This window comes from Clostridium sp. MCC353, from assembly GCF_018785315.1.
In the GTDB taxonomy this organism is placed as follows: domain Bacteria; phylum Bacillota; class Clostridia; order Lachnospirales; family Lachnospiraceae; genus CHH4-2.
In genome coordinates, this window is sequence record NZ_WQPN01000022.1 from 100,507 (window position 1) to 120,570 (window position 20,064).

19 protein-coding genes and 1 riboswitch are annotated in these 20,064 nt (G+C 46.4%); of the genes, 12 read left to right on the forward strand and 7 right to left on the reverse strand.

The window, feature by feature from the left end; all coding sequences use genetic code 11:
* Positions 1 to 4 precede the first annotated feature (4 nt).
* The 4 genes from GPL15_RS05845 to udp are packed head-to-tail and all read left to right on the forward strand — an operon-like array spanning position 5 to position 5,972.
* Positions 5 to 646, forward strand: coding sequence for a DUF4194 domain-containing protein (locus GPL15_RS05845; RefSeq protein ID WP_215696931.1), 642 nt, complete (start codon positions 5 to 7; stop codon positions 644 to 646).
* Positions 627 to 3,989: an SbcC/MukB-like Walker B domain-containing protein gene (locus GPL15_RS05850; protein ID WP_215696932.1), complete on the forward strand. Its 3,363-nt coding sequence runs from the start codon at positions 627 to 629 to the stop codon at positions 3,987 to 3,989. Before GPL15_RS05845 ends, GPL15_RS05850 begins: the two co-directional genes overlap by 20 nt.
* The gene (locus GPL15_RS05855) at positions 3,979 to 5,145 is read left to right on the forward strand and encodes a Wadjet anti-phage system protein JetD domain-containing protein (protein ID WP_215696933.1); all 1,167 of its coding nucleotides are present in this window, start codon (positions 3,979 to 3,981) and stop codon (positions 5,143 to 5,145) included. The genes GPL15_RS05850 and GPL15_RS05855 overlap by 11 nt, the downstream gene beginning before the upstream one ends.
* A 38-nt stretch (positions 5,146 to 5,183) precedes the next feature.
* Complete coding sequence (gene udp, locus GPL15_RS05860; RefSeq protein WP_215696934.1) at positions 5,184 to 5,972, forward strand: uridine phosphorylase; 789 nt, start codon at positions 5,184 to 5,186, stop codon at positions 5,970 to 5,972.
* On the opposite strand, the gene GPL15_RS05865 is transcribed toward udp, so the two are convergent.
* The gene (locus GPL15_RS05865) at positions 5,945 to 6,526 is read right to left on the reverse strand and encodes a LysE family transporter (RefSeq protein ID WP_215696935.1); all 582 of its coding nucleotides are present in this window, start codon (positions 6,524 to 6,526) and stop codon (positions 5,945 to 5,947) included. The genes udp and GPL15_RS05865 overlap by 28 nt on opposite strands.
* A 160-nt stretch (positions 6,527 to 6,686) precedes the next feature.
* Between GPL15_RS05865 and GPL15_RS05870 the strand changes: the two genes are divergently transcribed.
* The 5 genes from GPL15_RS05870 to GPL15_RS05890 all read left to right on the forward strand — a co-directional run bounded on the left by GPL15_RS05870 (position 6,687) and on the right by GPL15_RS05890 (position 11,454).
* The gene (locus GPL15_RS05870) at positions 6,687 to 7,238 is read left to right on the forward strand and encodes an XRE family transcriptional regulator (RefSeq protein ID WP_215696936.1); all 552 of its coding nucleotides are present in this window, start codon (positions 6,687 to 6,689) and stop codon (positions 7,236 to 7,238) included.
* Positions 7,239 to 7,460: 222 nt separating this feature from the next.
* Positions 7,461 to 8,081, forward strand: coding sequence for a sugar O-acetyltransferase (locus GPL15_RS05875; RefSeq protein WP_215696938.1), 621 nt, complete (start codon positions 7,461 to 7,463; stop codon positions 8,079 to 8,081).
* Positions 8,082 to 8,268: 187 nt separating this feature from the next.
* Positions 8,269 to 10,185 carry an oligopeptide transporter, OPT family gene (locus GPL15_RS05880; protein WP_215697011.1) on the forward strand — a complete coding sequence of 639 codons (1,917 nt, stop codon included), beginning with the start codon at positions 8,269 to 8,271 and terminating at the stop codon, positions 10,183 to 10,185.
* Positions 10,186 to 10,191: 6 nt separating this feature from the next.
* On the forward strand, positions 10,192 to 10,539 hold the full coding sequence (locus GPL15_RS05885; protein ID WP_215696940.1) for a PqqD family protein: 348 nt from the start codon (positions 10,192 to 10,194) through the stop codon (positions 10,537 to 10,539).
* Positions 10,540 to 10,701: 162 nt separating this feature from the next.
* Positions 10,702 to 11,454, forward strand: coding sequence for a hypothetical protein (locus GPL15_RS05890; protein ID WP_215696942.1), 753 nt, complete (start codon positions 10,702 to 10,704; stop codon positions 11,452 to 11,454).
* A 10-nt stretch (positions 11,455 to 11,464) separates the two neighbouring features.
* Here the strand turns inward: GPL15_RS05890 and GPL15_RS05895 are convergent, their stop codons facing one another.
* Entirely contained in the window at positions 11,465 to 12,145 is a 681-nt protein-coding gene (locus GPL15_RS05895; RefSeq protein ID WP_215696944.1) for a Crp/Fnr family transcriptional regulator, read from the reverse strand.
* Positions 12,146 to 12,401: 256 nt separating this feature from the next.
* Here GPL15_RS05895 and hcp point away from each other — a divergent pair, with 256 nt between their 5' ends.
* Positions 12,402 to 13,973 carry a hydroxylamine reductase gene (gene hcp, locus GPL15_RS05900; RefSeq protein ID WP_215696946.1) on the forward strand — a complete coding sequence of 524 codons (1,572 nt, stop codon included), beginning with the start codon at positions 12,402 to 12,404 and terminating at the stop codon, positions 13,971 to 13,973.
* Between the two features lie 90 nt (positions 13,974 to 14,063).
* On the opposite strand, the gene GPL15_RS05905 is transcribed toward hcp, so the two are convergent.
* The 4 genes from GPL15_RS05905 to GPL15_RS05920 form a co-directional block, all read right to left on the reverse strand.
* Positions 14,064 to 14,675 (reverse strand): manganese catalase family protein, encoded by a 612-nt coding sequence (locus GPL15_RS05905; RefSeq protein ID WP_215696948.1) that lies wholly within the window; start codon positions 14,673 to 14,675, stop codon positions 14,064 to 14,066.
* 2 nt (positions 14,676 to 14,677) lie between these two features.
* On the reverse strand, positions 14,678 to 15,007 hold the full coding sequence (locus GPL15_RS05910; protein WP_215696950.1) for a spore coat protein CotJB: 330 nt from the start codon (positions 15,005 to 15,007) through the stop codon (positions 14,678 to 14,680).
* Positions 15,000 to 15,167, reverse strand: a complete 168-nt coding sequence (locus GPL15_RS05915; protein ID WP_215696952.1) for a spore coat associated protein CotJA — start codon at positions 15,165 to 15,167, stop codon at positions 15,000 to 15,002. The genes GPL15_RS05910 and GPL15_RS05915 overlap by 8 nt, the downstream gene beginning before the upstream one ends.
* Before the next feature lie 149 nt (positions 15,168 to 15,316).
* A complete protein-coding gene (locus tag GPL15_RS05920; RefSeq protein WP_215696954.1) occupies positions 15,317 to 15,529 on the reverse strand; it encodes a hypothetical protein in 213 nt (70 codons plus the stop codon).
* Positions 15,530 to 15,827: 298 nt separating this feature from the next.
* Positions 15,828 to 15,992, forward strand: a riboswitch (cyclic di-AMP (ydaO/yuaA leader).
* Between the two features lie 123 nt (positions 15,993 to 16,115).
* Between GPL15_RS05920 and nhaC the strand changes: the two genes are divergently transcribed.
* Together nhaC and GPL15_RS05930 are read left to right on the forward strand one after the other, a co-directional pair.
* Positions 16,116 to 17,597: a Na+/H+ antiporter NhaC gene (gene nhaC / locus GPL15_RS05925; RefSeq protein WP_215696956.1), complete on the forward strand. Its 1,482-nt coding sequence runs from the start codon at positions 16,116 to 16,118 to the stop codon at positions 17,595 to 17,597.
* Between the two features lie 182 nt (positions 17,598 to 17,779).
* On the forward strand, positions 17,780 to 18,796 hold the full coding sequence (locus GPL15_RS05930) for a DUF6612 family protein (RefSeq protein WP_215696958.1): 1,017 nt from the start codon (positions 17,780 to 17,782) through the stop codon (positions 18,794 to 18,796).
* Between the two features lie 145 nt (positions 18,797 to 18,941).
* On the opposite strand, the gene GPL15_RS05935 is transcribed toward GPL15_RS05930, so the two are convergent.
* Positions 18,942 to 19,979: an acyltransferase family protein gene (locus tag GPL15_RS05935; protein ID WP_215696960.1), complete on the reverse strand. Its 1,038-nt coding sequence runs from the start codon at positions 19,977 to 19,979 to the stop codon at positions 18,942 to 18,944.
* Positions 19,980 to 20,064 lie beyond the last annotated feature (85 nt).

The following is a 20,064-nucleotide window of genomic DNA, read 5'->3' on the forward strand; positions in this document are numbered from 1 at the left end:
GACTATGATAGAATACTTTGAAACAATGCCCCAGGAAGAACAGCAGCAGCTGACGGAAATCATCCAGCTCCTGTTCCGCCAGACCTTTATCCTGGAACGGAAATACGACAGAAGGATGTCCAGATTCCAGAATAACAGGGAATTCAGGGTCTGCAATAAGCATTTGGAATTCATCCGGGAATACTTTGCCATCAGCGGCATTTCCGTGTATGAAAACAGCCAGATGGGAGTGATTTACATACAGGGAGAGAATCTGCTGGGGGATAAACTGCCGAAACTGGCAACCCTCTATATCCTGATTTTAAAGATTATTTATGAAGAACAGATGGCAGCGGCCTCCACCAGCGTCAATGTGTATACCACCCTGGGAGAGATCAATGAGAGGCTGGGCAGCTACCGCCTTTTAAAGAATAAACCGTCCGTAACGGAGATCAGAAAAGCCATCGCCCTGCTCAAGCGCTATCAGATCATAGATCCGCTGGACGTTTTGGAGGAACTGGACGGGCAGACCAGGATGATCATCTATCCATGCATCAATGTGGTGCTTTTGGGGGATGATGTCAGGGCTTTGATCGGCGCATTTGCGGAAGATGAAGGAGATACAGAAGGAGAGGGAGAAGAAGAGGATGACGAACCAGAGATTTGAGGCATTGTCCAGGATGTGTTTGAACAACTGGCATTATATCAGCAGAAAGACGTTGTCGTTTAACGACTCCATCAATTTCTTCACAGGCCATTCGGGGAGCGGGAAATCCACGGTTCTGGACGCCCTTCAGATTGTGCTGTATGCCAATACGGACGGCAGGGGGTTCTTTAATAAAGCGGCCGCCGATGATTCGGACCGTTCCCTGCTGGAATATTTAAGAGGAATGATCACCATTGGGGAAAACAATGAATTCTCCTATTTGAGAAATAAGAATTTCTCCAGCACCATTGTGTTGGAACTGAAACGGACGGATACGGAAGAATACCAGTGCGTGGGCGTGGTATTTGATGTGGAGGTGGCCACCAATGAAATCAGCCGGCTCTTTTTCTGGCACAAAGGCCCTCTGCCGGAGCATCAGTACCGGTCGGGTTCCCGCTGTATGTCCATTGAAGAGATAAAAGGCTGTTTACAGCAGAATTTCAACAAGGAGGAATATTATTACGGTTCCCATAATGAGCGGTTCCGCAGGCAGCTCTACGATGTGTACCTGGGCGGGCTGGATATGGAAAAATTCCCCCTGCTGTTTAAACGGGCGATTCCCTTCCGCATGAACATCAAGCTGGAAGATTTTGTGAAGGAATATATTTGTACGGAACAGGATATCCATATAGGGGATATGCAGGAAAGCGTGATGATGTACGGCAGGATGCAGAAGAAGATCGACGACACCTGCCGGGAGATCAAACACCTGGAACAGCTCCGGGGAATATATGTTAAGATGCAGGCCAAGGAGGAGGAAGGACGGGAGTACAGATACCTGGCCGCTAAGATGGATATTCTGTCCGACCGGCAAAAGATCAAAGAGCTTCATGACAGGATACTTTTGTCGGCTGAAGACCTGGACAAACAAAAAATCCAAAGGGCTGAACTGGAACAGTCTGTCCGGGAATTGGACGAAAGAAGCGAGGCGCTGTTAAAACAGATCTCTTCCACCGGATATGAAGAGAAGAAATCTGAACTGAGATCCATGAATGAACTGATTGAAGCCCTTTTAAAGAGCCGGGTGAAGTGGGAGAAAACGGCGGAGGGGCTGAAACGCTGGATCGACCAGGATATCACGGACAACAGCACGATCTGGGACATTGAAAAGTTTGAAGAGGGAGACATTCAGCCGGAAGAGATAAAAAGGCTTAAAAAATCCATCCATGAGACCCGGATGGAGGTAAGAGAGCAGGAGCAGGAGGCTTCTTCCGCCATCCGCAGCCTGAGAAAACAGGAAAAAGCGGTACAGGAAGATTTAAAGAAGCTGAAACAGGGAAAAAAGGCCTACCCCAAAGAACTGGAACGGGCCTGCAACTATATCCAGAGACGCCTTCTGGAAGAGACGGGGAAATCTGTGGATGTGAGGATTTTAGCGGATCTTCTGGATATCCGGGATGATAAATGGCGCAATGCGGTGGAAGGCTATATGGGTAATAACAAGCTGGCCCTCATTGTGGAACCCAAATACGCCGGAAAGGCCATGGATATTTACCGGGAATTGGACCGGAAGGAATATTTCCGCGTGGCGGTTCTGGATACGGAAAAAGTATCCCAGAAGGAACAACCGGTATTTAAGAATTCTCTGTCCGAAGAAGTGATAACGAAGAACAGTTACGTACAGTCCTACATCGATTTCCTTCTCGGAAAAGTGGTCAAATGTGAAACTACCGGGGAACTGAGAAACTGCCAGATTGGAATTACGGCGGACTGTGTGCTGTATCACAGTTACCGCCTGCAGTATATCAATCCGGACAATTATACCAGAAGCGCATATATCGGGGCCATGAGCATGGCCAAGAGAATCCGCCAGTTGGAACAGGAACTGGAGGAACTGAAAGAAGAGCTGGCTCCCCAGTTAAAGATCCAGAAGGAATGCCAGGATATCCTGAGCTTAGAGGAACTGGGCCTTCCGGCTGAGGACTATATAAGCTGGCTGAACGACATGGACAAATTAAAGGACAGAGAAAAAGAAAAGAAGCGCCTTGTAAAGCAGTTGGAAGAGCTGAAGGAAAAGAAGGTGGATCTCTGGGAAAATGAACGCCGCACGGTTTTGGAGGAAAAGAAGGCCAAAGAAGATTTGGCGGAACAGGTAAAACAGGTGCTCTGGCGTCTTAGCGGCCAGATGGAGGAAAACAGGAAAAAGCAGATCGAATTCAATGAAATTCTGGTTCAAAAAGAGCGGAACTTTACAGCAGACGACCGGTATGAGGCCAAAGCGGAAGAACTTCTGGCCGGGCTTTCCGAACCGCGGTACGACAGGCTGTGCCAGAAATACCTGGACGCTTCAATGAAAGCAGAGGAAGAGAAGGCAGCCATCTGTACAGAACTTCAGGAAGGCCGTTTCCTCTATTTGAAACAATATCCCAACCGCAGTTTTTCCGCCACCATTGAGAATAATGACCCCTATGACAAACTGTTGGAGAGGCTTCAATGCGATAATCTGGAGGAATACCGCCAGATTGCCAGAGAGCAGGCCAGGTCTGCCGTGGAACATTTCCGGGACGACTTCATGTTTAAAATACGCAGCGCCATCAAGGAGGCCCTGATCCGTAAAGACGAGCTGAACCGGATCATAAATAAACTGGATTTCGGTAAAGATAAGTACCAGTTCGTGATCGGCAAAAATAAGGGGCCGGACGGCCGTTTCTACGATATGTTCATGGATGATTCCCTGGAAGTGAATCCCAGCATGCTGACGGATACCTTCGAAAACCAGTTGGATTTTTTCACCATCAACCACGAAAATCACTACGGGGATATGATTAATGAGCTGATCAATGTGTTCATTCCGCCGGAGAGTGCGGATCACGACCAGTTGGAAGAAGCCAAGCAGAATATGGATAAATATGCGGATTACAGGACCTACCTGTCCTTTGACATGCAGCAGATTGTCCGCAGCCAGGGCGAGGAAACCATCAAGATCCAGCTCAGCAGGATGATTAAGAAAAACTCGGGAGGCGAGGGGCAGAATCCCCTTTATGTGGCCCTGTTAGCCAGCTTTGCCCAGGCATACCGGATCAATATGTCCCCCAAAATGCTGCGGAACCCTACAATCCGCCTGGTGGTTTTAGACGAGGCATTTTCCAAGATGGATGCGGAGAAGGTGGCAAGCTGCATCGAGCTGATCCGCGGCCTCGGTTTCCAGGCCATCATAAGCGCCACCAATGACAAGATTCAAAATTATCTGGAAAATGTGGATAAAACCTTTGTATTCGCCAATCCCAATAAGAAGTCGATTTCTATACAGGAATTTGAGAAGAGGGAGTTTGGGGAGCTAAGGAGAATGTTAAATGGAGATTAAATTAGTTGATAAGATAATCGAAAAGTATGAAAAAAGCACAACAGATTGGAAAGAGGGAGCTTCCGGAAACCGGAGCCTGAGAATCCAACAGAAGGATAAAGATCAGATTGGCAGCCTGGAATTGATCAGCCAGGCTGTTGAGCTGGAAAAAGAAAAGCTGGTTGAGATTAAATGGTATGCTCATTTATCAGAGATCGAGATGATCCATTATTCCTTAAAAGACATGCCGGAATTTTATGCCAGAGCCGGAAAAATATCTAAGCCCCAGAAGATAAAGGATTGTCGGGAGTTTTTGGAGAATGAGAAGCAGAAGATAAAAAGAGACTGGTTACGTGCCTATTACGAATCGTTCCTGGATAAACTGGAAAAGGGCGAAATACCAGGGGAATTGGAGGGAGACAGACTTCTGTTCCGATGTCTAAGCGGCCTGGATCAGTTAGAAGAGCCGGTTTATAAAAGAACATTCAGCAAGCATTTTCTGGGCAACTCCAAGCTGTTTGAAAAAAGGTTCCAGAAGAAAATTTTAAACATAGCTAAGGCTCATAATCCGGAAATTGACGATAATATGGATAAGTCGTCCATATTATCCCAGCTCTATCTGGAAGAATACTCTCAGGAACTGGCCCTGAAGGGGAATGTGATTTTGGAACTGGAGGGTCAGAGCATAGATTTGTCGCCATTTATTTATGGACTGGTCATAAACAGCCAGATGTTAAAACATGCAGAAGTCCATGCAGGGCAGAAGATACGCAAAGTTATAACAGTGGAAAATAAGGCCAATTTCATGTCAATGCCGTATGAAGAAGGAACTTTGATTGTGTTTTCCCACGGTTATTTTACGCCGCTGGAAAAAGAATTTTTAAAACGGCTGTATCAGTCGCTGGATGGAGACCAGGTGGAATATTTCCATACCGGGGATTTGGATTATGGAGGCATAAAGATATTCCAATATATTAAAAACAACATCTTTCCGCCGTTAAAACCTCTTTATATGGATTTAGAAACATTTGAACGCTTTAAAGCTGAAGGAGAAACGATTGAAAGGTCAACACTGGATAAACTGAAGCGTGTAAAAGAGCCGCTTTTACAGGAGTTAATCGATATAATTTGTGAAGAAAAGCTGGTAATAGAACAAGAAAGTTTATTAATAAAATAACAGCGGAATGCTGTAATCAGTAGAAAGGAGAAATGCAGATGTCAACCGTATACTCAAAAGATATTGAATACCACATCCATCTCAAACCGGGGGATGTGGGGGAATATGTGATACTGCCGGGTGATCCGGGACGGTGTGAAAAGATTGCCGCTTATCTGGAAGATGCCAAACTGATGGCCTCCAACCGGGAGTATGTGACATACACCGGCCATTTGGGGGACAAACGGGTCAGCGTCACTTCAACGGGAATCGGCGGCCCGTCGGCGGCCATCGCCATGGAGGAGCTGATCCACTGCGGCGCCCACACATTTATCCGCGTGGGAACATCCGGGGGAATGCAGCCGGACGTGCTGGCGGGAGATGTGGTCATCGCCACAGGCGCCATCCGCCTGGACGGCACCAGTAAAGAATACGCTCCCATCGAATATCCGGCCGTAGCCGATTATGAAGTGGTGGAAGCCCTGAAAAAGGCCGCCGACCGTCTCGGGAAACGCTCCCATGTGGGTGTAGTCCAGTGCAAAGATTCCTTTTATGGCCAGCATGAGCCGGAAAACATGCCGGTCAGCTATGAATTGTTAAACAAATGGGAGGCGTGGAAACGCTGCGGCGCACTGACCTCAGAGATGGAGTCCGCCACGCTTTTCATCGTTGGAGCGGTGCGCAGGGTCCGTGTGGGATCGGTGATGCTGGTAATCGGCAACCAGACCAGAAGAGAAATGGGCCTGCCCGATATCCAGTGCCATGATACCCAGAGCGCAATTGAGACGGCGGTGGAAGCCATAAGGATGCTGCCTCCATTTCAGAAAAACAGCGCTGCCGCACAGTAAACGAGTAAAAATGCCATGACAAGGTTGACTGCCTTTGTATGCCTTGAAAAAAATTTACAAAAGGCTGATCCGAATAACGCCCAGACAAAAGAACCGGATGAACCGATGACGGACAGGACAATTACAAACCCAGCCAATGCGCCGGCCGACTGGTAAAAAGGCAGTATGTAAAGGGACATTGCAGTGATGGCATAAATATAAATTTTAGGGTTGGCGAATTGAAGGATCATGCCTGAAAGAAAACTGGCTTCATTGCCGTCCCCGCCGTTCAGATCGGAAGAACTTTTCCAGACTTTCCATGCCAGAAACAGCATATAGGCGGCGCCTAAAAACTGCATAACTGTTTTTACCCTTGGAAGATATGAAAATAAGGCGGTGCTGAATACGGCGCAGACGGTCATTACAACTGAAAAACCGGCGAGTATTCCTAAATTGAACCGGATGCTGCGGCGCATCCCAAGGCGGGCTGCATTGCTCATTGAAAGCAAATTATTGGCTCCCGGCGTGTATGCTGTTATAAAACAATAAATTAAAAAGTTATACAGTTGAAACATCTTTGACCTCCTGCTTTTTTGTTAGGGAATGATAATACTCTGTCTCTTTACAAAGAACTTATAAAATTATATAATGATATAAAAATGATAATATATTGTACATGTACGATATAATGATACATTTTGTATAATATAATGTCAATAGGGAGGAGGAAATTATTTGGATACAATGAATCTGATCGTTGCAAAGAATATCAAACGGCTGCGTGAGGAGAATAAATTGAGTATGGAAGAGCTTTCTAAACTGAGCGGGGTCAGCAAGAGCATGCTGGCTCAGATCGAGCGTGGGGAGGGGAATCCCACACTTTCCACACTTTGGAAACTGTCAAACGGAATGAAAGTGCCCTTCGATGCTCTTACGGTCTGGCCGAAAAATCCGTATGAAATTGTAAAGACAGCGGATATACAGCCATTGTTGGAAGATGGCGGCAAGGTGAAAAATTACTCCATTTTTCCCGATGATGAAAACAGAAGGTTTGCGGTATATTATCTGGAACTGGAGAAGGGAAGTTATTGGGAATCAGAGCCGCACCTGAAAGGAACCACAGAGTTTATCACTGTTTTCAGCGGAACCATCGAAATTTATGCCGATGAACAGAGGTTTGTAATTGCAGCAGGGGAAAGTATCCGGTTTAAAGCGGATACGGTCCATTCTTACCGGAATATAAGCAGAGAGACGGCGGTTCTGCATATGATTCTCTATAATCCATGAGAGAAATTCAGTTCACGGCCTTTGGATGAAACATAATCCTGATGGCTTATTTTTCACACCCAAATTTGTGCCGGAGCCACAAATTTGAATTGGAGCTGAGAATTTGAGATTTTCAGCGCGTGCCTGCGCAGCGCAGAATTTGCGTAACGCAGAATTTGCGCAGCGTAAAATTTACGAAACGCAAATACTGCGCATTAAAACGCTCCGACATGGAGGAATAAAATGGATATATACGAAAAAATGCATAATGGTGATCTATATGCTACGGATAATGAACAGCTTATGAACGACCAGACTGTATGCCTGGAACGCTTGTATGATTTTAATCTGACCCGCCCGTCGGAGACGGAAAAAAGGCAGTCCATGCTGAAAGAAATGTTTGCGGATATAGGCAGTAACTGCTACATTGAACCGCCTCTTCATGCGAACTGGGGTGGGAAACACGTGCATTTCGGCAATAATGTCTATGCAAATTTTAACCTGACTCTTGTGGATGATACCCACATTTACGTAGGCGATTACACCATGATCGGCCCTAATGTAACCATCGCCACCGGCGGGCACCCCATTCTGCCCCAGCTGCGGGAGCGTTTTTACCAGTATAATGCGCCGGTACATATCGGCAGAAACTGCTGGATTGGCGCCGGAGCTATCATCGTTCCGGGTGTCACCATTGGAGATAATTCGGTCATCGGCGCGGGCAGCGTGGTGACAAAGGATATTCCGTCCAATGTGGTCGCAGTGGGCAATCCATGCAGAGTGCTGCGTGAAATCGGGGAAAGGGATCGGAAGTATTATTTTAAAGACCGGGAGATTGATGGGGAAACGCTGCAAATGCCCTGACAACATCAAGTTTCATGAGTGTTCACAGTTCCTCACCGGAGAACCCGGCAATGGTGCGGCGCAGACGGCGGGGAACTGTGAATACTGCCCCTTCCATATCCTGCCACTGTCGATTTTGCAGAAACAGTTGTGATTTTTGTAAAAAGTCGTTATAATGGGTAGGTACAAAAAAAAGGGGGTTCATATGATGAACGAACAAAAACAGTTCAAACCGTATATACCTGCGGAAAAAGTTGATCCTGAGCTGACAATCCTATCGATTGTCATGGGTATTCTTTTAGCGGTTGTATTCGGTGCAGCCAATGCTTATTTAGGTCTGAAGGTAGGTATGACTATCTCAGCATCGATACCGGCGGCTGTAATTTCCATGGGTGTCATCCGTGTTATTCTGCGCAGAAATTCTATTTTGGAAAGCAACATTGTACAGACAATCGGTTCCGCAGGCGAGTCCCTGGCGGCAGGAGCAATCTTCACATTGCCGGCTTTATTTTTGTGGGCAAAAGAGGGAAAGATGGAAACTCCCAACATGCTGGAGATCACATTAATCGCCTTCTTAGGCGGTATCCTGGGCGTTCTGTTCATGGTTCCGCTTCGTAATGCTTTAATTGTGAAAGAGCACAATACCCTTCCTTACCCGGAAGGAACCGCATGTGCGGAAGTCCTTTTAGCGGGTGAAGAAGGCGGCGCGAATGCGTCGACGGTATTTGCCGGTATGGGAATCGCGGCTCTTTTCAAATTTATTGTAGATGGATTTAAAGCAGTACCAAGCGAAATCAATTTCAGAGTAAAAGGTTTCCCGGGAGAAATCGGTACTCAGGCATATCCGGCTCTGATCGGTGTGGGCTACATTGTAGGCCCGAGAATTTCTTCTTATATGTTTGCCGGCGGTATTGTGGGATGGCTGGTGCTCATCCCTGCCATCGTGCTGTTCGGTTCCGGTACTGTCCTGTATCCGGGAACTGAAACCATCGGTAAGATATTTGCTGAAAATGGCGCCAGCGGAATCTGGGGAACCTATATCCGTTACATCGGCGCCGGAGCGGTTGCCTGCGGCGGTATCATCAGCCTGGTAAAATCACTTCCTCTCATCATCCGCACATTCAGCGATTCGATGAAGGATTTAAGGGGCAGCCGGACGACAAGCGCTTTAAGGACGGAAAAGGATCTGGACATGAGATTTATCCTGGGCGGGATCATCATCATGATTCTGGCCATCTGGCTGGTTCCGGCAGTTCCGGTTAACTTAATCGGAGCGATTATCGTCGTTGTATTCGGTTTCTTCTTCGCAACCGTTTCATCCAGAATGGTTGGCCTGATCGGAAGCAGCAACAACCCTGTATCCGGTATGGCCATCGCAACTCTTCTGCTGGCAACCATTATTTTGAAAGCAACCGGCAATGTGGGCATCAGCGGAATGCAGGGCGCCATTGCCATCGGCTCCATTATTTGTATCATTGCGGCTATCGCAGGCGATACTTCACAGGATTTAAAGACAGGCTATCTCCTGGGCGCTACGCCTATGAAACAGCAGATCGGTGAATTAGTGGGCGTTACGTCCGCTGCTCTGGCCATCGGCGGCGTATTATATCTTCTGAATGCCGCATGGGGATTTGGTTCCGCGGAGCTGGGCGCTCCCCAGGCCATGCTGATGAAGATGATTGTAGAAGGCGTTATGGACAGTAACCTGCCCTGGACCCTTGTATTCATCGGCGTATTTATAGCCATCGTTATGGAGATCTTACGGATTCCGGTGCTTCCGTTTGCCGTAGGCCTTTATCTTCCGGTACAGCTGAATGCATGTATCATGATCGGCGGAGTGGTAAGGCTGGTGTTGGACAGCAGGAAGACTAAGAGCGCAAAAGAAGAGGCGGAAAAACAGAGAGGAATTACAGACGGCGTGCTTTATTGCTCCGGTATGATTGCCGGTGAAGGCCTTGTAGGCATCCTTCTGGCGATTCTCACCGTTTTCGGTGTTGCCGATGTGTTCGATTTCTCTTCCAAGGTTCCGGCTTCTGTGGGCAATATCGGATGTATGATTGTAATCGTGCTCATGATTTTATGCCTGCTCAAGTTCTCTGTCTGGAAGAAGGCCAAAAGCGAGTAAATAAAGATGAAAAAGAAAAATGATTCACGCAATTACCTGGAATTCATACCCGAACGGAGTGAATTCCTGACCTGGAATACGGATGAAAAAGGGATTGTTACATTGGATGTGGAGAATAAGGGAGTATTTAATACGATTGCGCAGACGTTATTTAAAAAACCCCGTATTTCACACATTCATCTGGACGAACTTGGAAGTTTTGTCTGGCCTCTGATTGACGGCAGGACGGATATCACCGCCTTAGGCGTTTTGGTAAAAGAAGAGTTTGGAGAAAAAGCCGAACCTTTATATCCAAGGCTGGCAAAATTTTTTCAAGTGTTGGAAAGTTATCATTTTATAGAGTTAAAGAAATAAAAAAGTTATTCAGACGGTGAGACAACCGTTTGAAAGAAGCCGGGAAGAACCCGGAGCGGTGTCGGAAGAGGATGAACTTTTTCTTACGTCCGCCCTGGATTTTTTCCGGTTTTATGATTTTATTGGAAAGAAAAATACAAATGATATTTAGGAGAAAACAGTATGAAACAAGGATATTTAGCACGGGAATCCGAACGGGTGAATCAAGCTGCCAGAAAAACTCTCGTTAAACTGGTCATTGTATTTGTATGCGCCCTTTCGGCCGTTTATTTTCTCGGAAGGGATTCCATCGATTTTAGCGATGTTTCTTATGGCACGATACCATTTTACATAGTTATTTTGTTGGGAATTGTGCTGTTTGCCATCGTGGTTAAAATAATCGCGACCGGACGCACGGCTGTAAACGGCAATAATTTATTCCTTCCTTTTAAAGAAGATACTCAGGAAGCGGTGGCCCGGATAATTGACAAAGAAGCGGCCGAGGGGAAAATCCTGGTAGAGGAGTTTATCGGTCAATTTAAGGATCCAAAGAAGGCCAGCGGAGAAAAAATAGTGTTGCTGCCGTCTTATCTGCTGATCTGTGGAGTAAAAGGCGGCCCCAAAGGTACTTCAAAAGTGACGGCAATTCCCCGCAATCAAATATATTGGATCTGCGCCCAGGCAGGCTATAAGGGCGGGCCATTCATTGTGAAGCTGCTGATATTCACGGACAACAAAATTTTTGCTGTAGAAGGAACCGAGGTAGAACACGTTCAGGGCATAGCGGAAAAGATTTATAAATACATACCCAATATTTTTAATGATTATGATCCTTTTGTGGTGTCATATGAGTTTGAAAAGATCTTTCATAAAAATCCGGAGGATTTTTTTGCCATATATGAAGAGGAGAGGAAGAAAAAAACGCTGGTTCATTGATGGGCAGGAACTATTCTTCCGAAGTCCTGCCGGAAAGCAGATGAAACCAATTTTTTTTAAAATCCAGCACCCCTTCCTTCTTCAGCTTACAGAGTTCACCTGACATGGCGCTGCGGTCCACGCAGAGATAGTCAGCCAGCTGCTGCCGGTTAAAAGGAATCTCAAACCGGGCATTTTTCTGTTTTAAGGATTCTTCCGACAGATAGGAAAGCAGCTTTTCTCTCGTGGAGCGCTTAGCCATATGCTTCATTTTCTGGGTGAGCATCAGATTCTTGTCTGCCAGCACGGACAGCAGATTACGGATCAGCCGTGTGTGAAATTCACAGGCGGAAGTGCAGACCGTAATCACCTTCTGCACATCCAGGAACAGGATTTCCGTTCTCCCTGCCGCAACCACGCTGACGCCCAGTTCCACAGAGGGCATACACGCATAGGCATCTCCGAATATCCGTCCCTCAGAGCATTCGGATAAAATCGTCCGGTTGCCCCAAAAATCTTCTTCGATCACATGTACTGACCCTGTCAGGACCAGTCCCATGGAAGTCACATGGTCTCCATTTCTCCAGATAAATTCCCCTTTTTCATAGGTGCGCTTTACGGCGCTTAAACAGTTTAACATAGCCTCTATTTCCCCGGTTTCAATTCCGCAGAATAAAACCGATTTTTTTAGTGCGGACATAGCAGAATTCATAAACTTCCTCCTTGCCGGAACGTTTTGCGCAAATTATTGTTGCGGAGATTTACGTTGCGGAAATTACCGTTGCGGAAATTATCGCTGTGCTGGCACGCGGTGAGAGTTTCAGATTCCCAGCGGTGATTCAAATTTGTGGCTCCGGCATAATTTTGGGTGTACCTGATTTTTTTTGTTTGTTGTAAAAACAACAGATTTGTTATTAAAATTATATTATGATAATCCCATCAAGTCAAGAAGAGGAGAATAATCAGATATGGAAAAAAATATGTTTTGCTTTCAATGTGAACAGACCGCAGGCTGCAGCGGATGCACCGGAAAAGCCGGGGTATGCGGAAAAACAGCCCGTACAGCCAATCTTCAGGACGAACTGACCGGAGCCCTCATCGGTCTGGCCCGCACCTGTTCCAACCAGACGCCGACTGAAGAAACAACAAAATTGATGATCGAAGGCCTGTTCACAACCGTAACCAATGTGAATTTCAATGACCGGACAATCGAGGAACTGATAGAGCGGGTGAGAGAAGAAAAAATGCGTCTGGCCCCAAACTGCCTCACCTGTGGAGCCCCCTGCGGCCACAACGATGATTATGATATGAAAAACCTGTGGGAGGCGGAAGAAGAGATCCGTTCCTTAAAGTCCCTCATCCTCTTTGGAATCCGCGGTATGGCAGCCTATGCATATCATGCCCTGGTTCTGGGATATACCGATGTAGCTGTAAACGACTTTTTCTACAAAGCTTTATTCGTAATCGGCGAAGACTGGACGCAGGAGGAATATTTGAAAATAGCCATGGAAACAGGGGAAGTGAATTTAAAATGCATGGAAATGCTGGATCAGGCCAATACGGAAAGCTTCGGCACCCCCGCTCCAATAAAAGTATCCATGAAAGTGGAAAAAGGCCCGTTCATCGTCATAACCGGCCATGACCTTTACGACCTCAAATGCCTTCTGGAACAGACCAGGGGAAAAGGCATCAACATTTATACCCATGGTGAAATGCTTCCCGCCCATGCTTATCCGCTTTTAAAACAATACAGCCATTTAAAAGGCAATTATGGAACCGCCTGGCAGAACCAGCAAAAAGAATTTGACAGCCTTCCAGCGCCCATCCTCTTTACAACCAACTGCCTGATGCCTGTAAAAGAAAGCTATGCGGACCGCGTCTTCACAACCGAACTGGTTTCCTATCCGGAAATGGTTCATATCGGAGAAGATAAAGATTTCTCCCCGGTGATCGAAAAGGCCCTGGAGCTGGGCGGTTTTCCCGAAGACCGGGTATTCACCGGAATCAACGGGGGAAGCGAACTGCTCACCGGTTTCGGCCACGGAGCGGTTTTGTCTGTGGCGGATCAGGTGGTGGACGCCGTTAAAAATGGACAAATCAGTCATTTTTATCTGGTAGGCGGCTGCGACGGCGCCCGGCCCGGCCGCAATTTCTACACCGATTTTGTAAAAAACACGCCGGAGGATTCCATAATTCTCACCCTGGCCTGCGGCAAATTCCGCTTTAACGATCTGGACCTGGGTCAGGCTGCGGGGCTGCCCCGGCTGATGGATATGGGACAGTGCAATGACGCCTACAGCGCCATCCGCGTGGCGTCTGCCCTGGCGGATGCATTCGGATGTACGGTGAACGAACTGCCGTTGACCATTGTACTGTCATGGTATGAGCAGAAGGCTGTATGTATTTTGCTCAGCCTGCTGTATCTGGGGATTAAAAATATCAGCCTGGGCCCCACATTACCGGCATTTTTGGCGCCGGGAGTGCTGGAGTATCTGGTGGAGGAGTTTCAGATTAGGGCGGTTAGTGATCTGACGGTATAATTTTTTTACATTAGAGGTGTTACATCAGAGGTTTTACATCAGGGGTGAAGGCATTTTCGAAAATGCCTTCACCCTTGATGTTAAAAAAAATTATTTCTTCACGAATTGTTTGTCAAATTCCGGATTAAAATAATAGAAGTTCTTGGAATCCAAATCCCCCTTTATTTTCTCCAGCGCTTCTCCAAAACGCTGGAAATGCACAACTTCCCTGGCCCTTAAAAACTTCAGCGGTTCCCTCACATCCGGATCAGTGATCACCCGCAGCAGGTTGTCATAAGTGGTGCGGGCCTTCTGTTCCGCGGCCAGGTCCTCTGTCAGATCGGTGATGGCATCGCCTTTAGACTGGAATTCACATGCGTTAAATGGGATTCCGCCGGCAGCCTGAGGCCACAGGGCGGTGGTGTGGTCGATATAATAAGCGTCAAATCCGGCTGTCTTCGCTTCTTCGGCCGTCAGGTTTTTGGTGAGCTGGTAGATGATGGAGCAGACCATCTCCAGATGTCCCAGTTCCTCGGTTCCGATATCGGTAAGCAGTCCGCCCACCTCTTTGCAGGGCATGCTGTAACGCTGGGACAGATACCGCATGGACGCGGCTAGTTCGCCGTCAGGGCCGCCAAACTGGCTGATCACTAACTGAGCTGTTTTCGGACATGTTTTCGTTATTTTTACAGGAAATTGAAGCCGTTTTTCATAACACCACATAATCAGACACCTCCTTTGATATTTGCAGGGGAATTGGTATTGGCTGCGGCATCCCAGGGTACAGGTCCGTCGCTCCAGGTCCAATGGCGCTGCTGCGGGTATTTGGTAAAGCTTTTTGTCTGGTTGTTGGTGTCAGGACAGACACAATTCCTGGTAAGCGGTTCATAATTTTCCGCATAGGTTTTTAAAAGTTCTTTCCTCTGTGTGGACATCTGTTTAAAATAATCCATCGCATCCGTATCCAGGGGATGGGTATCCAGATAGAGGGTCAGGTCGTCGACCACAAAACTAACTTCATTGATCTGTTTTAAAAGCTGTAAACGGTCAGTCATGAGCTTCACCTCCTATAAAAAATGGAAGATTCAGACACGGGAAAATAGTTCCTTCCGCCAGTGCCTTTTCCGGTGTATATGGCTGTTCCCACGGCTGCATAGGCACTGTGGCGATTGCGAGATGGACCGGTGTTTTTGATATCTTTTCAACAAAATCCATAAAATATCACTCCTTTCTGCATCAAACAAGTTACCTTACTATTATTTGAGCGAAAGGCGGATTTACTTTATTAAAATATTGCCATGTAAAAATAGGGATGAAAAAAGCCGGGAATTCGGCCTGCAGAAAAGAATAACATCAAAAAGGTATTATTTTCCAAAGAAAATGAAACGGATCAGGTAAAAATATTCCTGCCAGTTGATATAGACCAGAACGGTCATGGGAATTAAACACAGAGCTATGGTCAGCGCCGTATTCCATTTGGACGGCAGTTGATATCTGTAAAAAATAAAAAAGGAAAGCCAGGAAGCAACGCAGCTGACCGGCAGAGCGAAAAAAGCTAAAAATGTTATCAAAGTCATTCCGCGTCCCCCCAATCATTGAATTCCATAAATGTTTTCCTGCTTATATTTTACTATAATACAAGCTGTTTTACAATGGAGGCGGAAATGAATTTTAAACACGCTGTGAACAGAAATCTGACGCGAAAACCATGTGTGGATTATGTAAACAGGGCTAGAATTTGTGGAAAATATACAAAAAAATAAACGGATCAAACGATCAAAACTTAATTTTTAATTAAAATCACCGTGACTATCTTGAAAAAGACTGTGTGTTTTGGTATAATTTAACCAATAACATCATATCTATAAATACGGAAACTATATATTGCCGAATGCCATATTCCTGTTAAATCAGGCTGTGGTAGCGGGAGAACCAATTAATTGGGGTGAATTCAGAAATCTGCGGAACAAAAGCGGATTGAAGATAGGGGACCTTCTTCCCCGAACCCGTCAGCTAATCTCGTAGGCGAAGGAAGGTTTGTGCGTTTGTGATACGCACTTTGTTTTTATTGAATAAAACAGCCTATAGCTGCCTTCGCCACCCGGATATCTGATTCCGGGTGCTTTTTGTTTCCGTAAATCTATCAAGTGAAGGAGAGACTATATGAAAGAGACAAAGAAAAACCCCAGTTTATTTTTATCAATTCTTATTTTAGCGGTTATCGCTTCTGTTTTGACCGCCGGTATCTCGGCCGGTGTTGCCACAATTCCTCTTCTGGTGGTAAATATTTTCCTGATCCTTTTGATTTCCATGGCCGCCGGTTACCGTTACGCTGACCTGGAAAAGAGCATGATGGCCGGAGTAAAACGGGCCATAGACTGTGTGATGATCCTGGTATTTGTGGGAATCCTGATCGGGGCCTGGATTCGCTGCGGTACGGTTCCCATGATCATTTATTACGGTCTTGGAGTTATCACCCCCCGGATGCTGGTGCCTCTTACCTTTATCATGTGTTCCCTTTTATCCCTCTGCATCGGTACTTCTTTAGGCACCGCGGGAACCATGGGAGTTGCCTGTGTCAGTATTGGAATCAGCATGGGAATTCCTGTTCCGCTGACTGCGGGAGCGGCAATTTCCGGATCCATTCTGGGAGATAAACTTTCACCTCTGTCCGATTCTACCATTCTTGCAGCCAGCGCCAGCGACATCAATATTTATCATCATGTACGTTCCATGTCTTACACAACAATACCGTCGGTTCTCATAAGCCTTTTTATTTTTTACGTCCTTGGAGGGAAATATGCGGGCGCGGCTCTGGACCAGAGTGTGCTGCAGACGGTGAGAGACACCCTTTCCGGCATGTTCCAATTTCATATCGTCCTGCTGGTTCCCATGATTCTCATTGTAATCCTCTGCCTGAAAAAAGTACCGGCAATTTTAGCGATCCTCATTTCCGGATTTGCCGGACTGTTCCTGGCTGTTGTGGTACAGGGCGCAAGCCTTACGGAAGTGCTGGCTATTGTTTACAGCGGCGTAAAAGTGGATACGGGAGTGGCCATTGTGGATACTATGCTGAGTAAAGGAGGCATTTCCTCGATGATGGCTACGATCTGCACCGCGGTTCTGGCTCTTGCCATGGGCGGCATTCTCAGCGAAGCAGGATATCTCAATGTGATTGTAGACCGGATAACCAGGGTGATCAAATCCGACACATCCGCAATTCTGACCACATTGGCCTGCGGGATTATCACAGTCATGCTGGTTACCAATTTCTACGTGTCCGTAGTCCTCATGGGTACCATGTTCAAGGAAATCTATGACAAACGCGGGATACACAGAAGCGTGCTTTCGCGGACAATCGAGGAGGCCAATACGATTATTCTTCCATTAGTTCCCTGGAATACGAGCTGTATTTACTATATGAGCTTATTTGGATTCACATCCTTGAGTTTTGCCCCTTATGTGGTGTTCGCTTATGTGAACATTGGAATCAGCATCCTGTGCGCTCTGGCCGGAATCTTTATCTTTAAAGCGCTGCCGGACAATGACGCAGAATCAGACTGGCGCATTTGGAAGAAAAAAGATGTGACAGAAGGGCCGGAGGAAATGGAATCCGTGGATGTGGAAACCGTGATGGAAATGTGAAAATGTTACAGTTCAGACGGCTGATCTTCTTGACCCAAAAGGCCGGTCAAGAAGCATCGGATGTCCATCCATGTGTAAAATGATAGTAACCCTCCTAAACAGTTAGACAAAGAATTAACGGGATGGTACAATGATAGTATCACAGTTATTCAATTAACTAGATTCTGAAAGGAGAAACTATCATGAAGAAACGTTACAAAATTTTGGCGGCCGCTCTGGTAATGACATTTTCAATGAGCATTACATCATTTGCCGGCACCTGGAAACAGGAAGCGGAGGGATGGTGGTATCAGAATGATGACGGCTCTTATCCTCAGTCCGGCTGGCAGTGGATTGACGGCAATGAGGACGGCGTAGCAGAGAGTTATTATTTTGATGAGAACGGTTATCTTCTGACCAATACCACAACGCCAGACGGATATACGGTCAATGATGGCGGTGCATGGACCGTGGATGGAGTTGTTCAGCAGAAACAGACGGGCCCCGGAACAGACGGCGGTGAATCCGTTTCTGACGGACTCCGGTTATATCAGGAAGCAGCCAAGAAATCTTCACAGCTTTCCAGCATGACGGCAGCCAGCAAAATTTCCGTGACTATGACCATGGAAGGGGAAACGGTTACTGCTGATATGAATATGGATTTGAAATTCAAAGACTTGAATCAGTCATCCATGAAATATCTTGCCACGCTGGATATGAACATGATCGGAGTGAACATGAAAGGCACCATGTTCTATACTGACGGTTATTACTACATTGATATGATGGGAATAAAGCAGAAAGTCCCAATGGATATAGCCGGAATAACAGCCCAGGTTAACAGCGATATGAACGGGATGGGGGACGATTTGACCGATTCCATGCAGAATGTGACAGTTGCTGATGATGGAAATGGCAACAAAGTGATCTCCTATACCATGAATATGAGTGGATTCAATTCCTATATTATGTCCATCTATGACCAGATGGGGCTTAATGTTGATTCCGTTAACTTCAAAGATCTGAAAGGGAGATCTGTGATCAATCCGGAAGGTTACTGTATTTCGGAGGATATGGACTTTGTGTTTGATTTAACCATGGAAGGTCAGACTGTGAGCGCTAATATGGCCATACAGATGAATTATATCAATATCGGACAGCCGGTAGACTTTACTCTTCCTTCAACGGAAGGATTCACGGAGGCTGGTACAGCCCAGTAACTGGCTCAACTGAGTTCAGATTCAGAACACATAGATATAATGGTTTTTGTAAAATAAAAGATTGGCAGACAGGTTGATGGTTTTCCTGCTGCCAATCTTTTTTTGTTTCACCAAGAAATCTGCGCCCTGGGCCTGTTTGCAGAAGTTACCTCCTCTGCCCCGATTTCATCCCCAACCGGTCAGGAATCCGCCTTACAGCGTCAAACACCACAGCCAGCCACCGGTTTCCCAATACGGCCGTTAAAAGGAAAGATAACCCCAAAAGCCCAATAATCCACAGTTTTGAATGCACATTCACCCTGTTAAAAAATCCAAAATACTGGAGCAGGTCCCTGATAATCCTGTGGAGGATATAAATCTGCAGTGTGCGGCTGCCGATTGTGGTAAAAACCGTTCTTTTCTTAGGTACGGCGGCCATGAACCCCAGGGAAATACAGATCGTCACAATGTACCACACAATCCGTATAAGCCCGCCATAAGGATATAATTCCGGCCCCAGCCGGTGATAATTGATGCCGTAGACAATATTTGAATAGGGCATCAGCAGATCATAAGTGCACAGGAAGAGAAAGGATGCCGTAAAAAATGAGAGCAGCAGAAGGAAAACCTTGTGGCTTTTGTGAAGCCTGTCTTCAATCTTTTTGCCGTTCATATAATAGCCTGCATAGAAAAATGGCGCAAAGGCCAGTGTCCGGTCCAGAGCCAGCGTGGAATCTACGGAACCCTCATAGCCTGACAGCAGGCTGATGATGATGGAACCGGCCATCACCGTGCGGGGATCCAGCTCCCGGATAAATGGAATGGACAGATACCAGAGCCCCAATGCCAGCAGATACCAGGGTGCGCCGCTTTCTTCGAAGAAGTCGATATACAGCCCGATTTTCCCGTCGATCAGTCCCTCTGTAACATGAACCATGATTTTAAACAGGATATACAGCCACAGGATCTGAATCAGCTTATCCGCCCGGAACCTGCCGTTTTGAACCACATGAGTGGAAAAATACCCTGATACAAAAATAAAGCAGGGCATATGAAATGTATAGATTAAATAAAAAATATTATTGGAAAAACGTGTCTTGTCCAAAGGCAGCAGAAAATGCCCGGCTACCACCAGGAAGATCAAAACAAATCTGAGATTATCGAAATAGGCGCTGCGCTCCTGATGTGTTGTGCTTTCCATCATAAATTCCCCCAAGTGAAAGATTATGGTAATACGGCCCTTCTTCACAGGCTGTTTTACTGTTTTAAGCATGTTCCATCATACTTCC

What these genes read in the sequence shown, in the direction of transcription:
- GPL15_RS05845 (WP_215696931.1), top strand. Translation starts at nt 5, where the DNA reads ATGATAGAATACTTTGAAACAATGCCCCAGGAAGAACAGCAGCAGCTG.
- GPL15_RS05850 (WP_215696932.1), top strand. Translation starts at nt 627, where the DNA reads ATGACGAACCAGAGATTTGAGGCATTGTCCAGGATGTGTTTGAACAAC.
- GPL15_RS05855 (WP_215696933.1), top strand. Translation starts at nt 3,979, where the DNA reads ATGGAGATTAAATTAGTTGATAAGATAATCGAAAAGTATGAAAAAAGC.
- udp (WP_215696934.1), top strand. Translation starts at nt 5,184, where the DNA reads ATGTCAACCGTATACTCAAAAGATATTGAATACCACATCCATCTCAAA.
- GPL15_RS05865 (WP_215696935.1), bottom strand. Translation starts at nt 6,526, where the DNA reads ATGTTTCAACTGTATAACTTTTTAATTTATTGTTTTATAACAGCATAC.
- GPL15_RS05875 (WP_215696938.1), top strand. Translation starts at nt 7,461, where the DNA reads ATGGATATATACGAAAAAATGCATAATGGTGATCTATATGCTACGGAT.
- GPL15_RS05880 (WP_215697011.1), top strand. Translation starts at nt 8,269, where the DNA reads ATGAACGAACAAAAACAGTTCAAACCGTATATACCTGCGGAAAAAGTT.
- GPL15_RS05885 (WP_215696940.1), top strand. Translation starts at nt 10,192, where the DNA reads ATGAAAAAGAAAAATGATTCACGCAATTACCTGGAATTCATACCCGAA.
- GPL15_RS05890 (WP_215696942.1), top strand. Translation starts at nt 10,702, where the DNA reads ATGAAACAAGGATATTTAGCACGGGAATCCGAACGGGTGAATCAAGCT.
- GPL15_RS05895 (WP_215696944.1), bottom strand. Translation starts at nt 12,145, where the DNA reads ATGAATTCTGCTATGTCCGCACTAAAAAAATCGGTTTTATTCTGCGGA.
- hcp (WP_215696946.1), top strand. Translation starts at nt 12,402, where the DNA reads ATGGAAAAAAATATGTTTTGCTTTCAATGTGAACAGACCGCAGGCTGC.
- GPL15_RS05905 (WP_215696948.1), bottom strand. Translation starts at nt 14,675, where the DNA reads ATGTGGTGTTATGAAAAACGGCTTCAATTTCCTGTAAAAATAACGAAA.
- GPL15_RS05910 (WP_215696950.1), bottom strand. Translation starts at nt 15,007, where the DNA reads ATGACTGACCGTTTACAGCTTTTAAAACAGATCAATGAAGTTAGTTTT.
- GPL15_RS05915 (WP_215696952.1), bottom strand. Translation starts at nt 15,167, where the DNA reads ATGGATTTTGTTGAAAAGATATCAAAAACACCGGTCCATCTCGCAATC.
- GPL15_RS05920 (WP_215696954.1), bottom strand. Translation starts at nt 15,529, where the DNA reads ATGACTTTGATAACATTTTTAGCTTTTTTCGCTCTGCCGGTCAGCTGC.
- nhaC (WP_215696956.1), top strand. Translation starts at nt 16,116, where the DNA reads ATGAAAGAGACAAAGAAAAACCCCAGTTTATTTTTATCAATTCTTATT.
- GPL15_RS05930 (WP_215696958.1), top strand. Translation starts at nt 17,780, where the DNA reads ATGAAGAAACGTTACAAAATTTTGGCGGCCGCTCTGGTAATGACATTT.
- GPL15_RS05935 (WP_215696960.1), bottom strand. Translation starts at nt 19,979, where the DNA reads ATGATGGAAAGCACAACACATCAGGAGCGCAGCGCCTATTTCGATAAT.